Annotated in this window: 13 protein-coding genes; 7 read left to right on the top strand and 6 right to left on the bottom strand. The window is 66.8% G+C overall.

Going from position 1 to position 16984, the window contains the following annotated elements; all coding sequences use genetic code 11:
- The first annotated feature begins 6 nt into the window (after positions 1-6).
- On the top strand, positions 7-3405 hold the full coding sequence (locus tag D3226_RS12685) for a pyruvate carboxylase (protein ID WP_202382952.1): 3399 nt from the start codon (positions 7-9) through the stop codon (positions 3403-3405).
- Between the two features lie 10 nt (positions 3406-3415).
- On the top strand, positions 3416-3907 hold the full coding sequence (gene def / locus D3226_RS12680) for a peptide deformylase (RefSeq protein ID WP_202382951.1): 492 nt from the start codon (positions 3416-3418) through the stop codon (positions 3905-3907).
- A 79-nt stretch (positions 3908-3986) separates the two neighbouring features.
- On the opposite strand, the gene D3226_RS12675 is transcribed toward def, so the two are convergent.
- Positions 3987-5813 (bottom strand): AMP-binding protein, encoded by a 1827-nt coding sequence (locus tag D3226_RS12675; protein WP_202382950.1) that lies wholly within the window; start codon positions 5811-5813, stop codon positions 3987-3989.
- A gap of 140 nt (positions 5814-5953) precedes the next feature.
- Here D3226_RS12675 and D3226_RS12670 point away from each other — a divergent pair, with 140 nt between their 5' ends.
- A complete protein-coding gene (locus D3226_RS12670; RefSeq protein ID WP_202382949.1) occupies positions 5954-6634 on the top strand; it encodes a 1-acyl-sn-glycerol-3-phosphate acyltransferase in 681 nt (226 codons plus the stop codon).
- A 160-nt stretch (positions 6635-6794) separates the two neighbouring features.
- Entirely contained in the window at positions 6795-8165 is a 1371-nt protein-coding gene (locus tag D3226_RS12665) for a class II 3-deoxy-7-phosphoheptulonate synthase (RefSeq protein WP_202382948.1), read from the top strand.
- A 16-nt stretch (positions 8166-8181) separates the two neighbouring features.
- Here the strand turns inward: D3226_RS12665 and D3226_RS12660 are convergent, their stop codons facing one another.
- Genes D3226_RS12660 through D3226_RS12650 form a run of 3 tightly spaced genes read right to left on the bottom strand, consistent with a single transcriptional unit; the run spans position 8182 to position 11143 of the window.
- The gene (locus tag D3226_RS12660) at positions 8182-9123 is read right to left on the bottom strand and encodes a TAXI family TRAP transporter solute-binding subunit (protein ID WP_202382947.1); all 942 of its coding nucleotides are present in this window, start codon (positions 9121-9123) and stop codon (positions 8182-8184) included.
- Positions 9120-10493: a histidine kinase dimerization/phospho-acceptor domain-containing protein gene (locus D3226_RS12655; RefSeq protein ID WP_202382946.1), complete on the bottom strand. Its 1374-nt coding sequence runs from the start codon at positions 10491-10493 to the stop codon at positions 9120-9122. Before D3226_RS12655 ends, D3226_RS12660 begins: the two co-directional genes overlap by 4 nt.
- Positions 10490-11143, bottom strand: a complete 654-nt coding sequence (locus D3226_RS12650; protein ID WP_202382945.1) for a response regulator transcription factor — start codon at positions 11141-11143, stop codon at positions 10490-10492. Before D3226_RS12650 ends, D3226_RS12655 begins: the two co-directional genes overlap by 4 nt.
- Positions 11144-11339: 196 nt before the next feature.
- Here D3226_RS12650 and D3226_RS12645 point away from each other — a divergent pair, with 196 nt between their 5' ends.
- Positions 11340-12782, top strand: coding sequence for an MFS transporter (locus D3226_RS12645; RefSeq protein WP_202382944.1), 1443 nt, complete (start codon positions 11340-11342; stop codon positions 12780-12782).
- A gap of 71 nt (positions 12783-12853) precedes the next feature.
- Here the strand turns inward: D3226_RS12645 and pknB are convergent, their stop codons facing one another.
- Complete coding sequence (gene pknB, locus D3226_RS12640; RefSeq protein ID WP_337248991.1) at positions 12854-14875, bottom strand: Stk1 family PASTA domain-containing Ser/Thr kinase; 2022 nt, start codon at positions 14873-14875, stop codon at positions 12854-12856.
- A 94-nt stretch (positions 14876-14969) separates the two neighbouring features.
- Here pknB and D3226_RS12635 point away from each other — a divergent pair, with 94 nt between their 5' ends.
- A complete protein-coding gene (locus tag D3226_RS12635; protein WP_202382943.1) occupies positions 14970-15317 on the top strand; it encodes an Rv2175c family DNA-binding protein in 348 nt (115 codons plus the stop codon).
- Positions 15318-15345: 28 nt separating this feature from the next.
- On the opposite strand, the gene D3226_RS12630 is transcribed toward D3226_RS12635, so the two are convergent.
- The gene (locus D3226_RS12630; protein ID WP_202382942.1) at positions 15346-16446 is read right to left on the bottom strand and encodes a polyprenyl synthetase family protein; all 1101 of its coding nucleotides are present in this window, start codon (positions 16444-16446) and stop codon (positions 15346-15348) included.
- Between the two features lie 72 nt (positions 16447-16518).
- Here D3226_RS12630 and D3226_RS12625 point away from each other — a divergent pair, with 72 nt between their 5' ends.
- Positions 16519-16902 carry a DUF3040 domain-containing protein gene (locus D3226_RS12625; protein WP_202382941.1) on the top strand — a complete coding sequence of 128 codons (384 nt, stop codon included), beginning with the start codon at positions 16519-16521 and terminating at the stop codon, positions 16900-16902.
- The last annotated feature ends 82 nt before the right edge of the window (positions 16903-16984 follow it).

Raw genomic sequence — 16984 nt, 5'->3', positions numbered from 1 at the left:
ATCTGCATGTTTAGGAAAGTTCTGGTTGCCAACCGCGGTGAGATTGCGATCCGCGCATTCCGTGCCGCGCACGAGTTGGGCGCGTCGACGGTTGCGGTCTTCCCATACGAGGATCGCAACTCGTTGCACCGGTTGAAGGCCGACGAGGCGTACCTCATTGGTCAGGTCGGCCACCCGGTGCGCGCGTACCTCGACGTGGCGGAGATCGTGCGTGTGGCGCTTGAGTCGGGCGCAGACGCGATTTACCCGGGCTACGGCTTCCTCTCGGAGAACCCCGAGCTCGCCGCAGCGGCCGAGGCAGCGGGCATTCGCTTCATTGGGCCCGGCCGGAGCGCGCTGGAGATGGCGGGCAACAAGGTAGCCGCGAAGGAGCACGCGATCGCCGCTGGCGTTCCCGTGCTGCGCTCCACGCCGCCGTCGCAGGACATCGACGCGCTCATCGCAGGCGCGCGCGAGATCGGATTCCCGGTGTTCGCCAAGGCGGTTGCCGGAGGAGGAGGGCGTGGCATGCGTCGCGTCGAGCGGGCCGAAGACCTGCGGGACGCGCTCGAGTCTGCGATGCGCGAGGCAGAGTCGGCGTTTGGCGACGCGACGATGTTTATTGAGCAGGCCGTGCTGCGGCCGCGCCACATCGAGGTGCAGGTGCTTGCCGACGCCACGGGTGCGGCGGTGCACCTGTTTGAGCGCGACTGCTCCGTGCAGCGCCGCCACCAGAAGGTCGTGGAGATTGCGCCGGCCCCGAACATCACGGAGGAGAAGCGAGCTGAGCTGACGCGCGACGCGATCGCGTTCGCGCAGTCGATCGGCTACGAGAACGCTGGCACCGTCGAGTTTCTGCTCGACACCGAGGGGGAGCGCGCTGGCGAGCACGTGTTTATCGAGATGAACCCCCGTATTCAGGTGGAGCACACGGTCACGGAGGAAGTGACCGACGTGGATCTGGTGCGCGCGCAGATGCGCATTGCGGCCGGTGCAACCCTTGAGGAACTCGAGCTCACGCAGGACCGAATCCAGCTGCGTGGCGCGGCGCTGCAGTGCCGCATCACCACCGAGGATCCGGCAAACGGCTTCCGCCCAGACCTCGGCCGCATCACGGCGTACCGCTCGCCGGGCGGCGGCGGCGTTCGGCTCGACGGCGGCACGATCAACGCGGGCGCTCAGATCAGCCCGCACTTCGACTCGATGCTCGCAAAGCTCACCTGCCGTGGTCGGACGTTCGAGGATGCCGTGGTGCGCGCACGCCGGGCGCTCGCCGAGTTTCGCATCCGGGGTGTCGCCACGAACATCCCCTTCCTGCAGGCAGTGCTCGCCGATCCCGATTTCCAGGCCGGTGACGTCGCGACCTCGTTCATTGAGGAGCGCCCCGAACTCCTCGTGATGAACAAGCCGAAGGACCGCGCCACACGCCTGCTGCAGCACGTCGCCAACGTGACGGTGAACCAGCCCAACGGTCAGCGCCCCGGCCAGGTCAACCCGGCCACGAAGCTTCCCGCGCTCGACCTGTCGCAGCCCGCGCCCGCGGGTTTGCGCTCGCGTCTTCTCGAGCTGGGGCCCGAGCGTTACGCGCGTAGCCTGCGTGAGCAGACCGCGCTCGCGGTGACGGAGACGACGTTCCGCGACGCACACCAGTCGCTGCTGGCCACCCGCGTGCGCACGAAGGATCTGACGCGCATCGCCCCGTACGTTGCGCGGATGACGCCGCAGCTATGGTCGGTCGAGGCCTGGGGTGGTGCGACCTACGATGTGGCGCTCCGCTTCCTCGGTGAGGATCCGTGGGAGCGGCTTGCGGCCCTGCGCGAGTCGCTTGGCGATGTGCCGATCCAGATGCTGCTTCGCGGACAGAACACGGTTGGCTACACCCCGTACCCCGAGAACGTGGCCCGCGCATTCGTGAGTGAGGCCGCGGCAACCGGCGTCGATGTGTTCCGGATCTTTGACGCGCTGAATGATGTGAACCAGATGCGCGTCGCGATCGACGCGGTGCGTGAGACGGGCACCACCGTCGCTGAGGTCGCGATGGCCTACACCGGCAACCTGCTTGACCCGGCAGAGGACAAGTACACGCTCGACTACTACCTCGGCCTCGCCGAGCAGATCGTCGACGCGGGCGCGCACGTGCTCGCCATCAAGGACATGGCGGGCCTGCTCCGCCCGGCGGCCGCGGCGAAGCTCGTCGCCGCTCTGCGCGAGCGCTTCGACCTGCCCGTCCATCTGCACACGCACGACACTCCGGGCGGCCAGCTCGCCACGCTGCTCGCGGCATCACAGGCCGGCGTCGACGCGGTGGATGTTGCATCCGCGCCCATGTCTGGCACGACGAGCCAGCCGTCGCTCTCGGCGCTGGTCGCTGGCCTTGCGAACACGGAGCGCGACACCGGGCTGGATCCCGACGCGGTCTTCGCCCTCGAGCCGTACTGGGACGCGGTGCGCTCGCTCTACCGCCCCTTCGAATCGGGCCTGCCGTCCCCGACGGGGCGCGTCTACACTCACGAGATTCCGGGTGGACAGCTGTCAAACCTCCGGCAGCAGGCCATCGCGCTCGGCCTCGCGGACGACTTCGAGAAGATCGAGGATATGTACGCTGCGGCAGACCGGATTCTCGGCCGGATCCCGAAGGTGACGCCCTCGTCGAAGGTGGTGGGCGACCTCGCGCTCCATCTTGCGGCCGTCGACGCAGATCCCGCTGACTTCGAGGCGAACCCCGGGCAGTACGATGTGCCCGACTCCGTGGTCGGCTTCCTCGCGGGCGAGCTCGGTGAGATTCCCGGCGGGTGGCCCGAGCCGTTCCGCACGAAGGTGCTTGCGGGCCGCACGGTCGACACTGAGGTGACACCCGTGAGCAACGAAGACGCAGCACTTCTGGAAACGCCGGGAACGACCCGCCGCGAGACGCTGAACCGCCTGCTCTTCCCGCAGCCGACGCAGCAGTACGAGCGCGACCGCACGCAGTTCGGTGACCTCTCGGTGCTCGATACTCCCGACTACCTGTACGGACTCGTGCCGGGAGCTGAGCACGCCATCGATCTCGCGAAGGGCGTCCGACTGTACGTGGGGCTCGAGGCGATCGGCGAGGCGGACGACAAAGGAGTGCGCACCGTGATGGTGCGCGTCAACGGTCAGCTGCGCCAGGTCTTCGTGAAGGATGAGAGCGTGGCCGTTTCCGCCCCGGTGGCCGAGAAGGCCGACCGCACGGTTGCCGGGCAGGTCGCGGCGCCGTTCTCGGGCACGGTCACGGTGAAGGTCGCCGTGGGCGATCAGGTGGAAGCCGGTCAGCCCGTCGCCACGATTGAGGCGATGAAGATGGAGGCGGCCATCACCGCCCCGGTCTCCGGCGTGGTTGAACGTGTGGTGTTCGCGGGCACCCGGGCGCTCGAGTCGGGCGACCTCATCGTCGTGATCGCCTAAGATACCGAGCGTGGCAGTTCGAGATATTCGCCTCTTCGGCGACCCGGTCCTTCGCACGGTTTGTGACCCCATCGAGGAGGTGGACGAGGGCGTACGCGCCCTCGTCCAGGATCTTCTGGACACGGTCGCCTTCGACGGGCGGGCCGGGCTGGCCTCGACACAGATCGGGCACCAGCAGCGCGCGTTCTCGCTGCACATCGATGGCGAGATCAGCTACATCTTGAACCCGGAGATCGTGGCGCTCGAAGGGGACCCCGTGCCAACCGGCGAGGGGTGCCTCTCGGTGCCGGATCTCTGGTTTGAGGTCATGCGCTACCCGAAGGCAACCGTGCGCGGGATCGACCTCGACGGCAATGAAATCGTCATTTCGGGGGAGGGGCTGCTCGCGCAGGCACTCCAGCACGAGTGCGATCACCTGGACGGCAAGCTCTACATCCAGCGACTCGACCGAGAGGCGCGTGGCGAGGCGATGCGGCAGATCCGCACGTCCAGCTGGTTCTAACGCGCCAATCCGAAACGACCGTGGGCCGGGGAGAATCAATCTCCCCGGCCCACGGTCGTGTGTGCAGTAGCGCGCGGTACTACGGCCTCGTCTCGACCGCCGCGGTCTGCGGGTTGTCGCCGTAGATCTTCGAGATCTCACCCGCGAAGTCGCGAAGGATCGCATCACGGCGAATGCTCATCTTCGGCGTGAGGTGGCCATTTGCCTCGATGAACTCGGTCGGAAGGATCACGAACTTGCGGATCGACTCGGCGCGGGAGACATACTTGTTGCCCTCATCGATGGCGCTCTGCACCTCGGCCAGCACTTTCGGGTGACGTGCCGCCTCGAGGCGCGTCATCGTCGGGTCCTCGCCCTGGTTGTTGAGCCAGGCGGGGAGCATCTCCATGTCGAGCGTCACGAGGGCCGAGATGAACGGCTTCTGGTCGCCGACCACAACGACCTGGCTGATGATCGTGTTCGCGCGGATTGGATCCTCGAGCGCCGCGGGAGCGACGTTCTTGCCGCCCGCCGTTACGATGATCTCCTTCTTGCGGCCGGTGATGGTGAGGTAGCCGTCCTCGTCAAGCGAGCCGAGGTCACCGGTGCGGAAGAACCCGTCCTCCGTGAACGCGTCGCGCGTCGCGGAGGGGTTGTTCCAGTACTCCTTGAAGACGTCGATGCCCTTGATCTCGACCTCGCCATCGTCGGCGATTCGGATGGTGTGGCCGGGAAGCGCGGGGCCGACCGTGCCGATCTTGAACTTGTCCGGCAGGTTCACCGAGACCGGCGCGGTGGTCTCGGTGAGGCCGTAGCCCTCGAGGATCTTCACGCCAAGGCTGCGGTAGAAGTGGCCAAGGTAGTGGCTGAGCGGCGCGGAGCCAGAGACGGCATACTTCACGTTGCCGCCGAGCTTGGCGCGCAGCTTGGCGAAGACGAGCTTGTCGAACAGCTTGAACTTGAGGCCCAGCATGAAGGGGACGTGCCCCGCGTCGAGCGCCTCAGAGTGTTCGACACCGACCTTTGCCGCGGTGCGGAAGATTTTGCCCTTCCCCTCGGCCTCAGTGCTCTGCTCCGCGGAGTTGTACACCTTCTCGAATACGCGAGGGACGGCCAGGAGGAATGTCGGCTTGAACGAGCCGAGCGCCGGCAGCAGTTGCGATGTGTCCGGCTCGTGCCCCACCCGCACACCCGCGTGCACGGCGAGAACGGAGATGAACCGAGCGAAAACGTGCGCGAGCGTGACGAACAGTAGCGTCGACGCGCCGGGCTGCACGACATCGTCGAGCGCGGCACCGGCGTTTCGGGCGAGGTCAACGAAGTTCGAGTGCGTCAGTACGCAGCCACGCGGTCGGCCGGTGGACCCCGAAGTGTAGATCAACGTGGCCATGTCGCTGCCCACCGCGATGTTGCGGCGGCGCTCGATCTCGTCGTCGCTGATGTCTGCGCCCGCGGCGACAAGCGCGTCGAGTGCGCCCTCGTCCAAGCGCCAATCGAGCGTCAGCGCGGGGAGGTCGCTGCGCACCTCAGCGACGCGCGACGCGTGCTCCGCGGTCTCGGTGATGATGGCGCGTGCGCCCGAGTCTTCGAGAATCCAGTGGATCTGCAGCGGCGAGGAGGTCTCGTAGACCGGGACCATCACCGCGCCAGCGTAGTGCAGCGCGAAGTCGATGAGCGTCCACGGGTAGCTCGTCTTGCAGATCAGTGCGACGCGATCACCGGGCTCGATGCCCGATGCGGCAAGCCCCTTGGCGAGCGCCACGACCTGTGCGCGGAACTCCGTGGCGGTGATGTCGCGCCACGCTCCGCCTTCGGGAACGGCAAAAATGATGCGTTCGGGCGTGGCGATCACGCGTTGTTCCAGCAAATCCGAGATGTTGTCCTCGGGAATCGAGGGGATCAGGATAGGCGTTTCAGTCTGTTTCACGGCAGCTCCCTTGATACCTAGTACAGGCCTTCACGGTGTGCGGCAGTTCGCCGCAGCTTCATCACATCAGCCTATACGCATACTGCTTCACGGCCCCTGGGTCAGCTAAGGTGGACTCCGTCGAGAGGAAATCACCGACTGTGCTCTACTGGTTCTTTAAACACCTGATCATCGGGCCGTTCTTGAAAACGCTCTACCGCCCGTGGGTGGAGGGTGCCGAGAACATTCCGGAGACCGGGCCCGTGATTATTGTGGGAAATCACCTTTCTGTGATCGATTCCTTCTTCATGCCTCTCATGATCGACCGTCGGGTCTATTTCCTCGCGAAAAGCGACTACTTCACCGGGAAGGGCCTGAAGGGCTGGCTCGTCAAGACCTTCATGACCGCGGTGGGGCAGCTGCCCATCGACCGCTCGGGTGGCAAGGCTTCGGAGGCTTCGCTGAACACCGGACTCAGCGTGCTCGACCGCGGTGAGGTGCTCGGCATCTACCCCGAGGGCACCCGCAGTCCCGACGCGCGGCTCTACCGGGGCCGCACGGGTGTTGCGCGGCTCGTGCTCGAGTCGGGTGCAACCGTGGTGCCGATCGTCATGATCGACACGGAGAAAGCGATGCCGATCGGGGCGAAGGTGCCGAAGATCCGCCGCATCGGCACGGTCATCGGCAAGCCGCTCGACTTCACCCGGTTCGCAGGCATGAGTGCCGACCGTTTCGTGCTCCGCAGCGTGACCGACGAGATCATGCTCGAGATCCAGAAGCTCAGCGGCCAGGAGTACGTGGACGTGTACGCGTCGAGCGTGCGCGCACGCGCAACGGCGTAACCCGCGATCGGGATCGGGGCAGCTTCTCGTTCCCCGTCTGAGGCAGCGTTCGCCCTGCGCGTGACGGCCCGTTCTCGTGGCCGGTCAGTAGTAGGCTGGGGCGGTGTGGCACCCGCCACACTTGAGGCTGAACCCACCCCAACAACACAAGGGATCGAAGATGACACGCCAGACCATCGAGACTGCAGAATCGCGAGCGTTTGCTGGGCTGGACGCCTATCGCGCGCTCGAGGCGAAGCAGCAGCCGGTCTGGCCGGATCCCGATGCCGCGGAGCGGGCCTCTGCAAACCTCGCCACGCAGCCGCCGCTCGTGTTTGCGGGGGAGGCGGATCAGTTGAAGACGCGCCTTGCCGCCGCCGCGCGCGGGGAAGCTTTCCTGCTGCAGGGCGGCGACTGCGCCGAGACCTTCGAGGCCGCGACCGCCGACAAGATCCGCGATCGCGTGAAGACGCTGCTGCAGATGGCCGTCGTGCTCACCTACGGCGCTTCGATGCCCGTCATCAAGGTGGGCCGCATGGCCGGCCAGTTCGCGAAGCCCCGCTCGAGTGACACCGAGACACGAGAGGGCGTCACGCTGCCCGCGTACCGCGGGGACATTGTGAACGGCTACGACTTTACGCTCGAGTCGCGCACCGCGGACCCCGAGCGCCTAGTGCGGGGCTACCACGTCTCCGCATCCACCCTGAACCTCATCCGCGCGTTCACGCAGGGCGGCTTTGCCGATCTGCGCCAGGTGCACGAGTGGAACAAGGGCTTCGTGTCGAACCCCGCAAATCAGCGCTACGAGTCGCTGGCAGCAGAGATCGACCGTGCACTGAAGTTCATGGACGCGTGCGGCGTCGACCACACCGCGCTTACGCAGACCGAATTCTACGTCAGTCACGAGGCCCTGCTGCTCGACTACGAGCGTCCGCTGACGCGCGTTGACTCGCGCACCGGTGAGCTGTACGACACCTCGAGCCACATGCTGTGGATTGGCGAGCGCACGCGCGACCTCGACGGTGCACACGTCGAGTTTCTCTCGCACGTGAAGAACCCGATCGGGGTGAAGCTCGGCCCGACGGCCACCGTGGACGACGCACTGCGGCTCATTGACAAGCTCGATCCCGAACGCGAGCCCGGCCGCTTGACCTTCATCACACGGATGGGCGCCGGAAAGATTCGCGACGTGCTGCCCGGCTTGCTTGCCGGCGTGCGCGACGCGGGAGCGACCCCGCTCTGGGTCACCGATCCGATGCACGGAAACGGAATCACCACCGAGACGGGCTACAAGACGCGTCGTTTTGACGATGTGATGGACGAGCTGCGCGGCTTCTTCGAGGCGCACCGCGAGGTGGGCACCGTTCCCGGTGGCATCCACATCGAGCTCACGGGTGACGACGTGACCGAGTGCCTCGGCGGCTCTGAGAACATCGACGAGGCCACCCTGGCGACGCGCTACGAGTCGCTCTGCGATCCCCGTCTGAACCACATGCAGTCGCTCGAGCTCGCGTTTCTCGTCGCCGAAGAGCTCAAGCAGACCGCACGATAGCGTCTGCCGGCGCCGCTCACCCGTAGCGGCGCCGGTATTCCGCTGCCGCGGCGGGGTGAAGTCGCATCTCTCCGGTGTCGATGAGGCTTGCTGGCGTGAGAAACTGCACGCCAACGGTGCCGCTCGGAACGAGCTCAGGGGCGTGATCGATGAGCACACCCACCAGTGAGGCAGCGGCTGCGTCCGGAAGGCTCGGCTGCGCCAGGAGGTAGTTCGGGATTCCGATGGTGGGCGTGGGCAAGCTTCCTCGGTACACCCCGGCCGGAACGCGCGTTGCGAGGTAGCGTTCGGGGTAGCGCGCGGCAAGATCAGGCAGCGCGTGCGCGAGATCGAGCAGTGTGAGCGGAATGCGCGCGTCGAGCTCGGTGAGGAGCGGGGTCGGCAGGCCGCCCGACCAGAAGAGGGCGGAGATCCGGCCCGCGGCAAGCTCGTCGATCGCATCGCTGATTGGGAACTCACGCAGCTCCGTCCCCGCGACGTTCTGGCCGATTCCCCGTGTCTCCAGGAGTCGCCGGGTCGTGATGGCGCAGCCTGAGCCGCGGGCACCGATGGAGACGCGCGCGCCGCGCAGATCGTCAAGCCTGGTGATTGCCGAGTCTGCTCGAACGACGCACTGCAGATAGTTCTGGTAGACGCGGCCGAGCGCGACGAGCTCGTGACCGGGCACCTCGGCGGAGTCGGCGAGTGCGAGCGCGAGATCCGCTTCGTTCGTAGCGAGGAGCGTTGTGTTCTCCTCGCTGCCGTGCGTTTCTCGCAGCCGCAGAGCACGCTGGCCTTCCCGCGCGAACGCAGCGCTCAGCAGCCGCCCGAAGCTGAGGTACACCCCGCCCGGTTCGCCCGCTGCGAGGACGAGCGCTGGCCCACTCTGGCGCTCCGTGCAGCCTGCCAGAGAGAGGGCGAGCCCGCTCGCCACTCCCGCTGCGCTGATGAGCGCGGTTCTTCGACTGATCGTGCTCATGCGGACTCCAACGATATCCGAGTGCGCAAGCCGCCCGATGGTGCGCGGTCGACGGTCACGATGCCCCGGTTTGCGCCAGCGAGCTGCCAGATGATGGGGTACCCAAGCCCGCTCCCGGGGCGTTGGTCTCGATCTGGTCCGCGCCAGAACCGCGTGCCCAGCTGGCGCAGATCTGCATCGCTGAGGCCGGGGCCCGAGTCCGCGAAGGTCAGCACCTCGCGGCCCTGGTGCGGCGCAAAGCCGACGGCCACTCGAGTACCCGGGCGGAGGTACCTGCTCGCGTTGTCCGCGAGAATGCCGACGATCTCCTCGAGATCGTGCCGCCGGCACCGCACCGTCGCGAGCCGGTCATCCGCGTTCAGCAGCAGTCCGGCCGCGGCCACTTGGGGCGCGTGCGGCTCACACAGCTCGGCAGCCGACAGTGTGAGTGCGGGGAGAGCAGCGTCTGTTCCCGTGTCCTCGGTCAGCGCGTTCGCTCGGTGCTCAGCGTCTGCGAGCGTGAGCATGCGCTCCAGGGTGTGATCGAGCCGGTCGAGATCCGCATCGATCGCGTCCAGATCATCCGTTGAGTCTGCACGGGGAAGCGCATCGACCCGCAGGCGGATCGCGGCGAGCGGGTTACGCAGCTGGTGCGAGGCGTCAGCCACGAGGCCGCGCTGCTGCTCAAGCGTGGTCTCGACACGTTCGGCCATGCGTGTGAACGAGACCGCGAGGCTGCGCAGCTCCGGGGGACCAGTAACGGTGCTCAGGCTGAAGCCGCGGTGTCCCGCCACGGCGCGCGTTGCTGCATCAAGGGCATGCACCGGACGGAGCACCCAATTCGTCCAGAGCGCGGCGACCAGCAACAGGAGTGCGAGCAGGGCGGCTCCGACGCCGCCCGCGACGATCCATCCCGACACCACGTCCGCGCGCGCCACGGACTGATCGACGCGGAGCGCGACGGCGCCCGCGGGTGCCGTGCCGTCGGTGGTGATCGGTTCCGCAACGAAGTGCGTCTCGTCGCTCCACGGCATCACCGTGGGGAGCTGCCACTGCGGCACGCCGCGCAGCGCCGCGGTGACGGCGGCACTCGCTGGGCCCTCGACAGAAATATCGCCGACGGCGGCGACGGTCTCGCCGCGCCCATCCACCACCAGCACCGACTCACCGTAGGTCTCAGCGAATCGCGCGAGATAGCGTTCGAGCCCGGTGTCATCACCGCGCTCGAGTGCCGCGTAGGCCCGTTGCACGAGTTGACCGAGCGCTCCCGCACGCTGCAGTTGGAGCTGCTGCGTGCGAGATTCCGCGATCGACGCCGCGGTCGGGATCAGTACGGCGATCACCGCAACGAGCCCGAGGAGGAGCATGGGGAGGAGAACACGTAGCCTCACCGGCGCTCCTCAAGTCGAAACCCCACGCCGCGAATCGTGGTGATCGTCACCATGGGCAGTTTTCGTCGAAGCTGAGCGAGGTGCACGTCGAGCGCGCGCGAGCCGACGGCGTGGTCATCACCCCACACTTCTGCAAGGAGTTCGCGTCGTGCGACGGGGGTGCCCGGGCGGCGGGCGAGCGCACGTAAGATCCCGGCCTCGGTCGGCGTGAGCGTCACCGTCGCGTCGTCGTGGCGCACCTCATGAGTTGCTGCATCGAGCGTCGCGTCGCCCACCGAGATGAACTCCGGGGTCGGCTGCGCGTAGCGACGGGTGACAGCCAGGAGCCGGGCCAAGAGCTCGTGGACCCGAACTGGTTTCACGAGGTAGTCGTCCGCGCCGAGCCGGAGCGCGTGCACCGTCGAACGCTCGTCGCCGCGAGCGGTGACCACCAACACGGGGACTGAGCTCACCCGTCGAAGATCGCGGAGCGCGTCGAGCCCATCCATATCTTCGAGCCCAAGGTCAAGGAGTACGGCATCGACGTCCCGGTACCGGGCGAGCACCTCGTCACCTCGAGCGACGCGTACGCACGTGTGACCGGCGCGAGTCAGCGCCGCGGTGAGCGCCGCAGCCACCGAGCGATCGTCTTCAGCGACCAGTACACGCATGCGCTCAAGTATGCAGGTCGCCTCGAAACCGTGCTCAGTACGACAAGCTGCGAAGCGCAGATCGTAAGCGGAACGTGACTCCGCCGTGTAAAGGGAGTGTAAAGACGCGCTCGCTGGGCGGTAGCCGCACGGCCCACAATGACGGCGTGCGGCTCTCGCACCCCACCTCACCCCAATTGATGACGATTGGAAATTCATGTCAGTGTCAACGACGACCGCGACGTCTCCCACGATTCGACGGTCCATCTCTAACACGCTCAAGGGCTCGGCAGGCAACCTGGTTGAGTGGTACGACGTTTACGTCTACTCGGTGTTTCTGAGCTTCTTCGAGTCGCAGTTCTTTTCCGCGGACGAGCAGAATTCCACGCTCTATATCTGGGCGATCTTCGCGGTCACGTTTGTGATGCGACCGATCGGCTCGTGGTACTTCGGCCGCTTCGCCGATCGGCACGGTCGACGACTCGCCCTGACGATCTCGGTGTCGCTCATGGCCGCCTGCTCGATGGTGATTGCGCTGACCCCGAGTGCTGAGCTCATCGGTGCCTGGGCCGTTGTGATCCTCGTGTTCGTGCGCCTCCTCCAAGGGTTCGCAACCGGCGGGGAGTACGGAACGAGCGCGACGTACATGTCCGAGACCGCCATCGCTGGGCGACGTGGCTTCCTCTCCTCGTTCCACTACGTGACCCTCGTGGGCGGGCACGTCCTCGCGCAGTTCACCCTGCTCATCATGATGCTCACGATGACGCATGACCAGATTGCGTCGTGGGGCTGGCGCGTGGCCTTCGCGATCGGTGGCGTGGGCGCGCTCCTAGTGCTGTGGTTGCGACGCACCATGGACGAGTCGCTGGGGGAGTCGACGCTCGCGGCGGTGCGGTCAGGGCAGTCGGTCGAGTCGGGCTCGATGCGCGAGCTCCTCCGCTTCCACTGGAAGCCGCTGCTGCTCTGCTTCCTGGTGACTGCGGGCGGTACGGTCGCGTTCTACACCTACTCGGTGACGGGCCCCGGCATCGTGAAGTCGGCGTTCTCCGGCGGAGACGCGCTTGCGGGCACTGTGATCAATCTCATCGCACTCACAATCCTCATGCTGCTCCAGCCACTCGGTGGCTGGCTCTCCGACATCGTCGGCCGCAAGACGCTGCTCGTGTTCTTCGGGGTGGGCGGAGTGCTGTACACCGGGTTCTTCATCACCGCGCTCCCGGCACAGCAGAACCCTCTCGTTGCGTTCGCGATCCTCGTGGGCGGGTTCGTCATCCTCACCGGCTACACCTCGATCAACGCGGTGGTGAAGGCGCAGCTCTTCCCCACGCACATTCGAGCGCTGGGCCTGGGGCTCGGGTACGCGCTCGCCAACTCGGTGTTCGGCGGCACGGCTCCCATGCTGTACCAGGCTGCGGGCGACGCCGGACACGTGCCCTGGTTCATTGGGTACGTGACCGTGGTGATCGCGGTCTCCCTGATCGTCTACGTGTTCTTCCTGAAGAACCGTGGCCCGAACTGGCTTGATGATGAGCAAGGGATGCGCGCACGGTTCCCCGAGCGAGGCGGCCGTCCGCACGGGGAGACAACGTTCGCCCCGGTCGCCGACGCCGCAGCGGTTCCCGCGACCGACGCGAGCGAACTGCTTCCAGAAGCGCGGTAGCGCCCAGCTCCCACGCCCGTACGTGAGACGCCCCGGACCGATCGGTCCGGGGCGTCTCACGTACGGGGGCGCTACAGCGAAATCGTGCTCTTCACACGGATCTCGGTGCCGGCCTCGACGCGTTCACCCGCGGCGGGATCGGTCGACGTCGCCTTCGCGAGGTCACGCAGCGGGCCGCTCGGCACGAGCGAGCTCGGCGCAAAGCCGGCATCCGTCAGGATGTCCATGGCCTCCTGGAGTGGCTTCCCACTGACGTCCGGGATCTCGAACAGCTCGGGGCCGAGCGATACCTGCAAGCCGACGGCGTCGCCCGGGCGCACCGGGTCAGTGTTCGTGATGAGCGCCAGCACGTTGCCATTCGGCATCTCAGGATCGTGCGCCTCGGACCCGAGCCCCGCATCGAGCGTGAGGCCGGCCTTCTCGAGCGCCGCGGTCGCGTCTGCCGCGCTCGAGCCGACCACGTTTGGAAGCGGACCGGCCGAGACCACCAGGTTGACCTTCGCGCGCTCGGGATACTCCTCGCCCAGCGCATCGCCATCCGGATCAAGGGCCGCGAGCACGACATCCTTGTTGTCATCTGCGAACCGCGTGTCGACCACCTCGCCAACGGTGAAGCCCGCCTTCGTGATCTCCTCACGCGCCGCGTTCAGTTCAAGCCCCACAATCGTGGGGACCGGCTTCAGCTCGGGGCCGGTCGAGGTGCACAGCCGCACCGTCGCGCCGCGGTCGAGGCGAGAGCCCGCTTCGGGCTCGGTGCGAGCGGCCTGTCCCGCGGGCACGGTGAGACTGGGGCACTCGAAGACTTCGACCACCAGGTCCTGCTCCGCGAGCGCGCTCTCGGCGGTCGCCATATCCGCGCCGGCGATATCTGGCACGGTGACCTGTGAACCGGGGCCCTGCCCAAACCACCATCCGATACCGCCAGCGAGCGCCACGAGGAGCACGAGGACCGTGGCGAGCAGCCGCCCGCGGCGAGTGCGTCGCTGTGCCGAACTCGCAGCGCGGTCGAGCGCGGTCGCCGGCACCGAGGCGGGCGCCCCGGAGGCAGTGTGTGCGCCATCGTGCAGGATCGACGTACCGTCGGGGAGCACCGTGGTGCCGTCGCCCAGCACCGTCGTCCCGTCGCTGAGCACGGTGGTGCCCGCCGTCGCCGCGCCCGCCGCGCTGGGGACTGCCTCGTCGAGCACCGTGGTCGCGGGCGAGCCGCCGGCCGCGCCAAAGTCGAGCACCCGTGTGGCCCCGGGCGGCAGCGGCTGGCCGAGGCGCAACTGCGTGAGCGCTGCGAGTGCCTCATCGGCATCCTTCGGGCGATGATCCGGCTCTCGCTGGGTGGTCCAGCGCACGAAGTCGTCGAGCTCCGGCGTCGCCTCCGCGCACTTCGCAGAGGGCGGCGGTACCTCGGAGTGTGCGTGCTGGTACGCGATCTGCATGGGCTGTTCGCCCGTGAAAGGCTGCGTGCCCGTGAGCATTTCGTAAAACATGATGCCAAAGGCATAGAGATCGCTCCGCGCATCGGCAACGCCACGGGTCACCAGCTCGGGGGAGAGGTACGCAATCGTGCCGAGCAGTGCCTGACCCGTGGTGGTGTTCGCGGAGACCGCGCGCGCGAGACCGAAATCACCGAGCTTGATTCGACCGTCGTCCGCAAGCATCACGTTCTCTGGCTTGATGTCGCGGTGGACGATACCCGCGCGATGCGCGGCCGCGAGACCGGAGAGGACGGCCTCGCCGATCTCAAGTGTCTGTTCCGCCGTCAGCCGCTTCTGCTGCTTGAGGAGATCGCGGAGCGTGATGCTCGGCAGGTACTCCATCACCAGGTAGGTGCGTCCCGCGTCATGCCCCTGGTCGAACACGTTCACAAGATTGGGGTGCGACAGCCGCGCAGCGCTCCGTGCCTCCTGCTCGAAGCGGCGGGTGAAGTTCTCGTCCTCCGCCAGGTGCTCATGCATCACCTTGACGGCGACGCGGCGCTCAAGCCGCAGATCGTTGGCGAGGTACACCATCGCCATCCCGCCGCGGGCGATCCGCGAACGAATCGCGTAGCGCTCATCGAGCGTATGCCCGATCAACGGGTCGGAGGGCGCAGAGGTCACAGCGGAAGTCTACGGAACATTCGGGGGCTGAAACTCGACGCGCGCCGGGTTCGGGCGGATTGCGCTTCGTGGATCACGCTGGCAAAGTTGAGGTGTGGCCGAGAACATCGCACCTGACAGGTCCTATTTCACGATCCCCGAGCTGGTTGAGCGCTTCGCGCTGACCCCGGGGAAGCTGCGGCGCCTGATTGAGGATCATCAGCTCGCCGCCGTGCGCATCGACGGCGTCCTGATGGTCCCCGTCGAGTTCGTGCAGGGGGATCACCCGCTGCCTTCGCTGCGTGGCACGCTGCTCGCGCTGCTCGACGCCGGATTCGCGGATGACGAAGCGCTTGACTGGCTGTTTGAAGTGAATGAGGAGCTCGGCGAGCGCCCCATCGACTCGCTCGTTGCCGGGCGCAAGAGCGCGGTACGTCGCGCAACGCAGTCGCTCGCGTTCTGAACTCAGTGCGAGCGCACCGCGCGAGCGACTAACTCGCGCGGCGGGCCGCCCGCTCCGCGAGCACCATGAGCTGCGCCGCGGCGTCGGGAAGGACCGGGGCTGAGCGCAGAGACTCAGTCGCTCGCTCCACGTTGCGCGAGATCATGTCCTCGACGCGCTCCACTGCACCGCTCTCCCGAATCGTGCGCTGCATCATCATCACCTGCTCGGGATCGAGATCGGTGCCGAGCAGCCCATCGAAGATGTTGCGCTGTGTGGTGGGGAGGTGCTCGCGCGCGAGCGTGACGAGTACCGTGCGCTTGCCCTCGGCGAGATCGTCGCCGATCGGCTTGCCCGTGAGCTCTTCATCGCCGAACACTCCGAGTTGGTCGTCGCGAAGCTGGAACGCCACCCCGATCGGCAAACCAAACTCGGAGAGTGCATCTTCGACCTCGGGGGATGCTCCCGCGAGTGCGGCGCCGATGAGCAGTGGCGCCTCGACGCTGTACTTCGCGGATTTGTAGACGAGCACTCGAGTAGAGCGCTCGAGCTGCTCCTCATGTCCCGCGAAGGTGGGCTGCTGCTCTTCGAGGACGTCGAGGTACTGGCCCACCGCCACCTCGCTGCGCATCCGATTGAAGTGGTCGCGAGCCTGGCGTGCCGCGCCGCGGTCCGCCGTCGCATCGCACGCGCGGTTCATCAGCTCATCGGCCCACGATTGCAGCAGATCGCCCAGCAGGAGCGCCCCGGCCAGGCCGAAGTGATCGGCAGCACCCATCCAGCCCTGCTGCTCATGCATCGTGGCAAAGAGCCGGTGCACCGCTGGGCGTCCGCGGCGCGTATCAGAGCGGTCGATGATGTCGTCGTGGATCAGCGCTGCGGCGTGGAAGAGTTCGAGTGCGCATGCGGCGTCGAGCACACGGTCGAGCTCGGGGGAGAGTTCGCCCACGAGATCGAGCGGTGCCACCGCGCGGAAGCCGAGCACCGCGAACTGCGCGCGGAAGCGCTTGCCGCCGGTGAGGAAGCCAAAGGCCTCATCGAGCAGCGCGTGTGCGTCGGGCCCGAGTGGGGCGAGGGCCGCCCGGTGATGGGAGAGCGTGTCGTTGATTCGCTCCTGAATAAGCCCTGCGAGTCGCGTCGTTTCTTGCACACGACTAGCCTACTCTCGGCCGAGCGCCGTACACTGTAGGGTACAGATCGTTTGAGTGTCGGGAGGATCGTCATGGCGCTGTCAGAACACGAGCAGCGGCTGCTTGACGAGATGGAACGCGGTTTCTATCAGAGCGAGGCCGACGTGATGCAGACCGGTTCGGTCCGCCAGCGTCGTCTGAACTATCGCTCCCTCGTCCTGGGCATCGTCGTCCTCTTGGTGGGGGTTGGCGCGCTCATTGGCGGGGTCGCCGCACAGCAGCTGTGGTTGGGGCTCATCGGTTTCGCGGTCATGGTCGGAGGCGTGACACTCATGATGTCGCGCGGCTCGGAGACCGTGACGGTTGAAGACGTGTTGAACGGCGGTGGTCCGAGTGGGAAGAGCTCGGCACCGCGTGAGTCGCTCAGTGAGCGCATGGAGCGCCGCTGGGATGAGCGGATGGAGGGGGAGCGCTAAAGCCTCCCCTGAGTACGGCTTCGAGCCGCGGATCGGAAACGATCCGCGGCTCTTTTTTTGTGCCCGCTTCAGCCCGCGTCGG

It is taken from the genome of Leucobacter chromiireducens subsp. chromiireducens (assembly GCF_016758255.1).
GTDB classification, from domain to species: domain Bacteria; phylum Actinomycetota; class Actinomycetes; order Actinomycetales; family Microbacteriaceae; genus Leucobacter; species Leucobacter chromiireducens.
The sequence above is the reverse complement of the archived record's forward strand: the minus strand, read 5'-3'. Positions and strand labels throughout refer to the sequence as shown.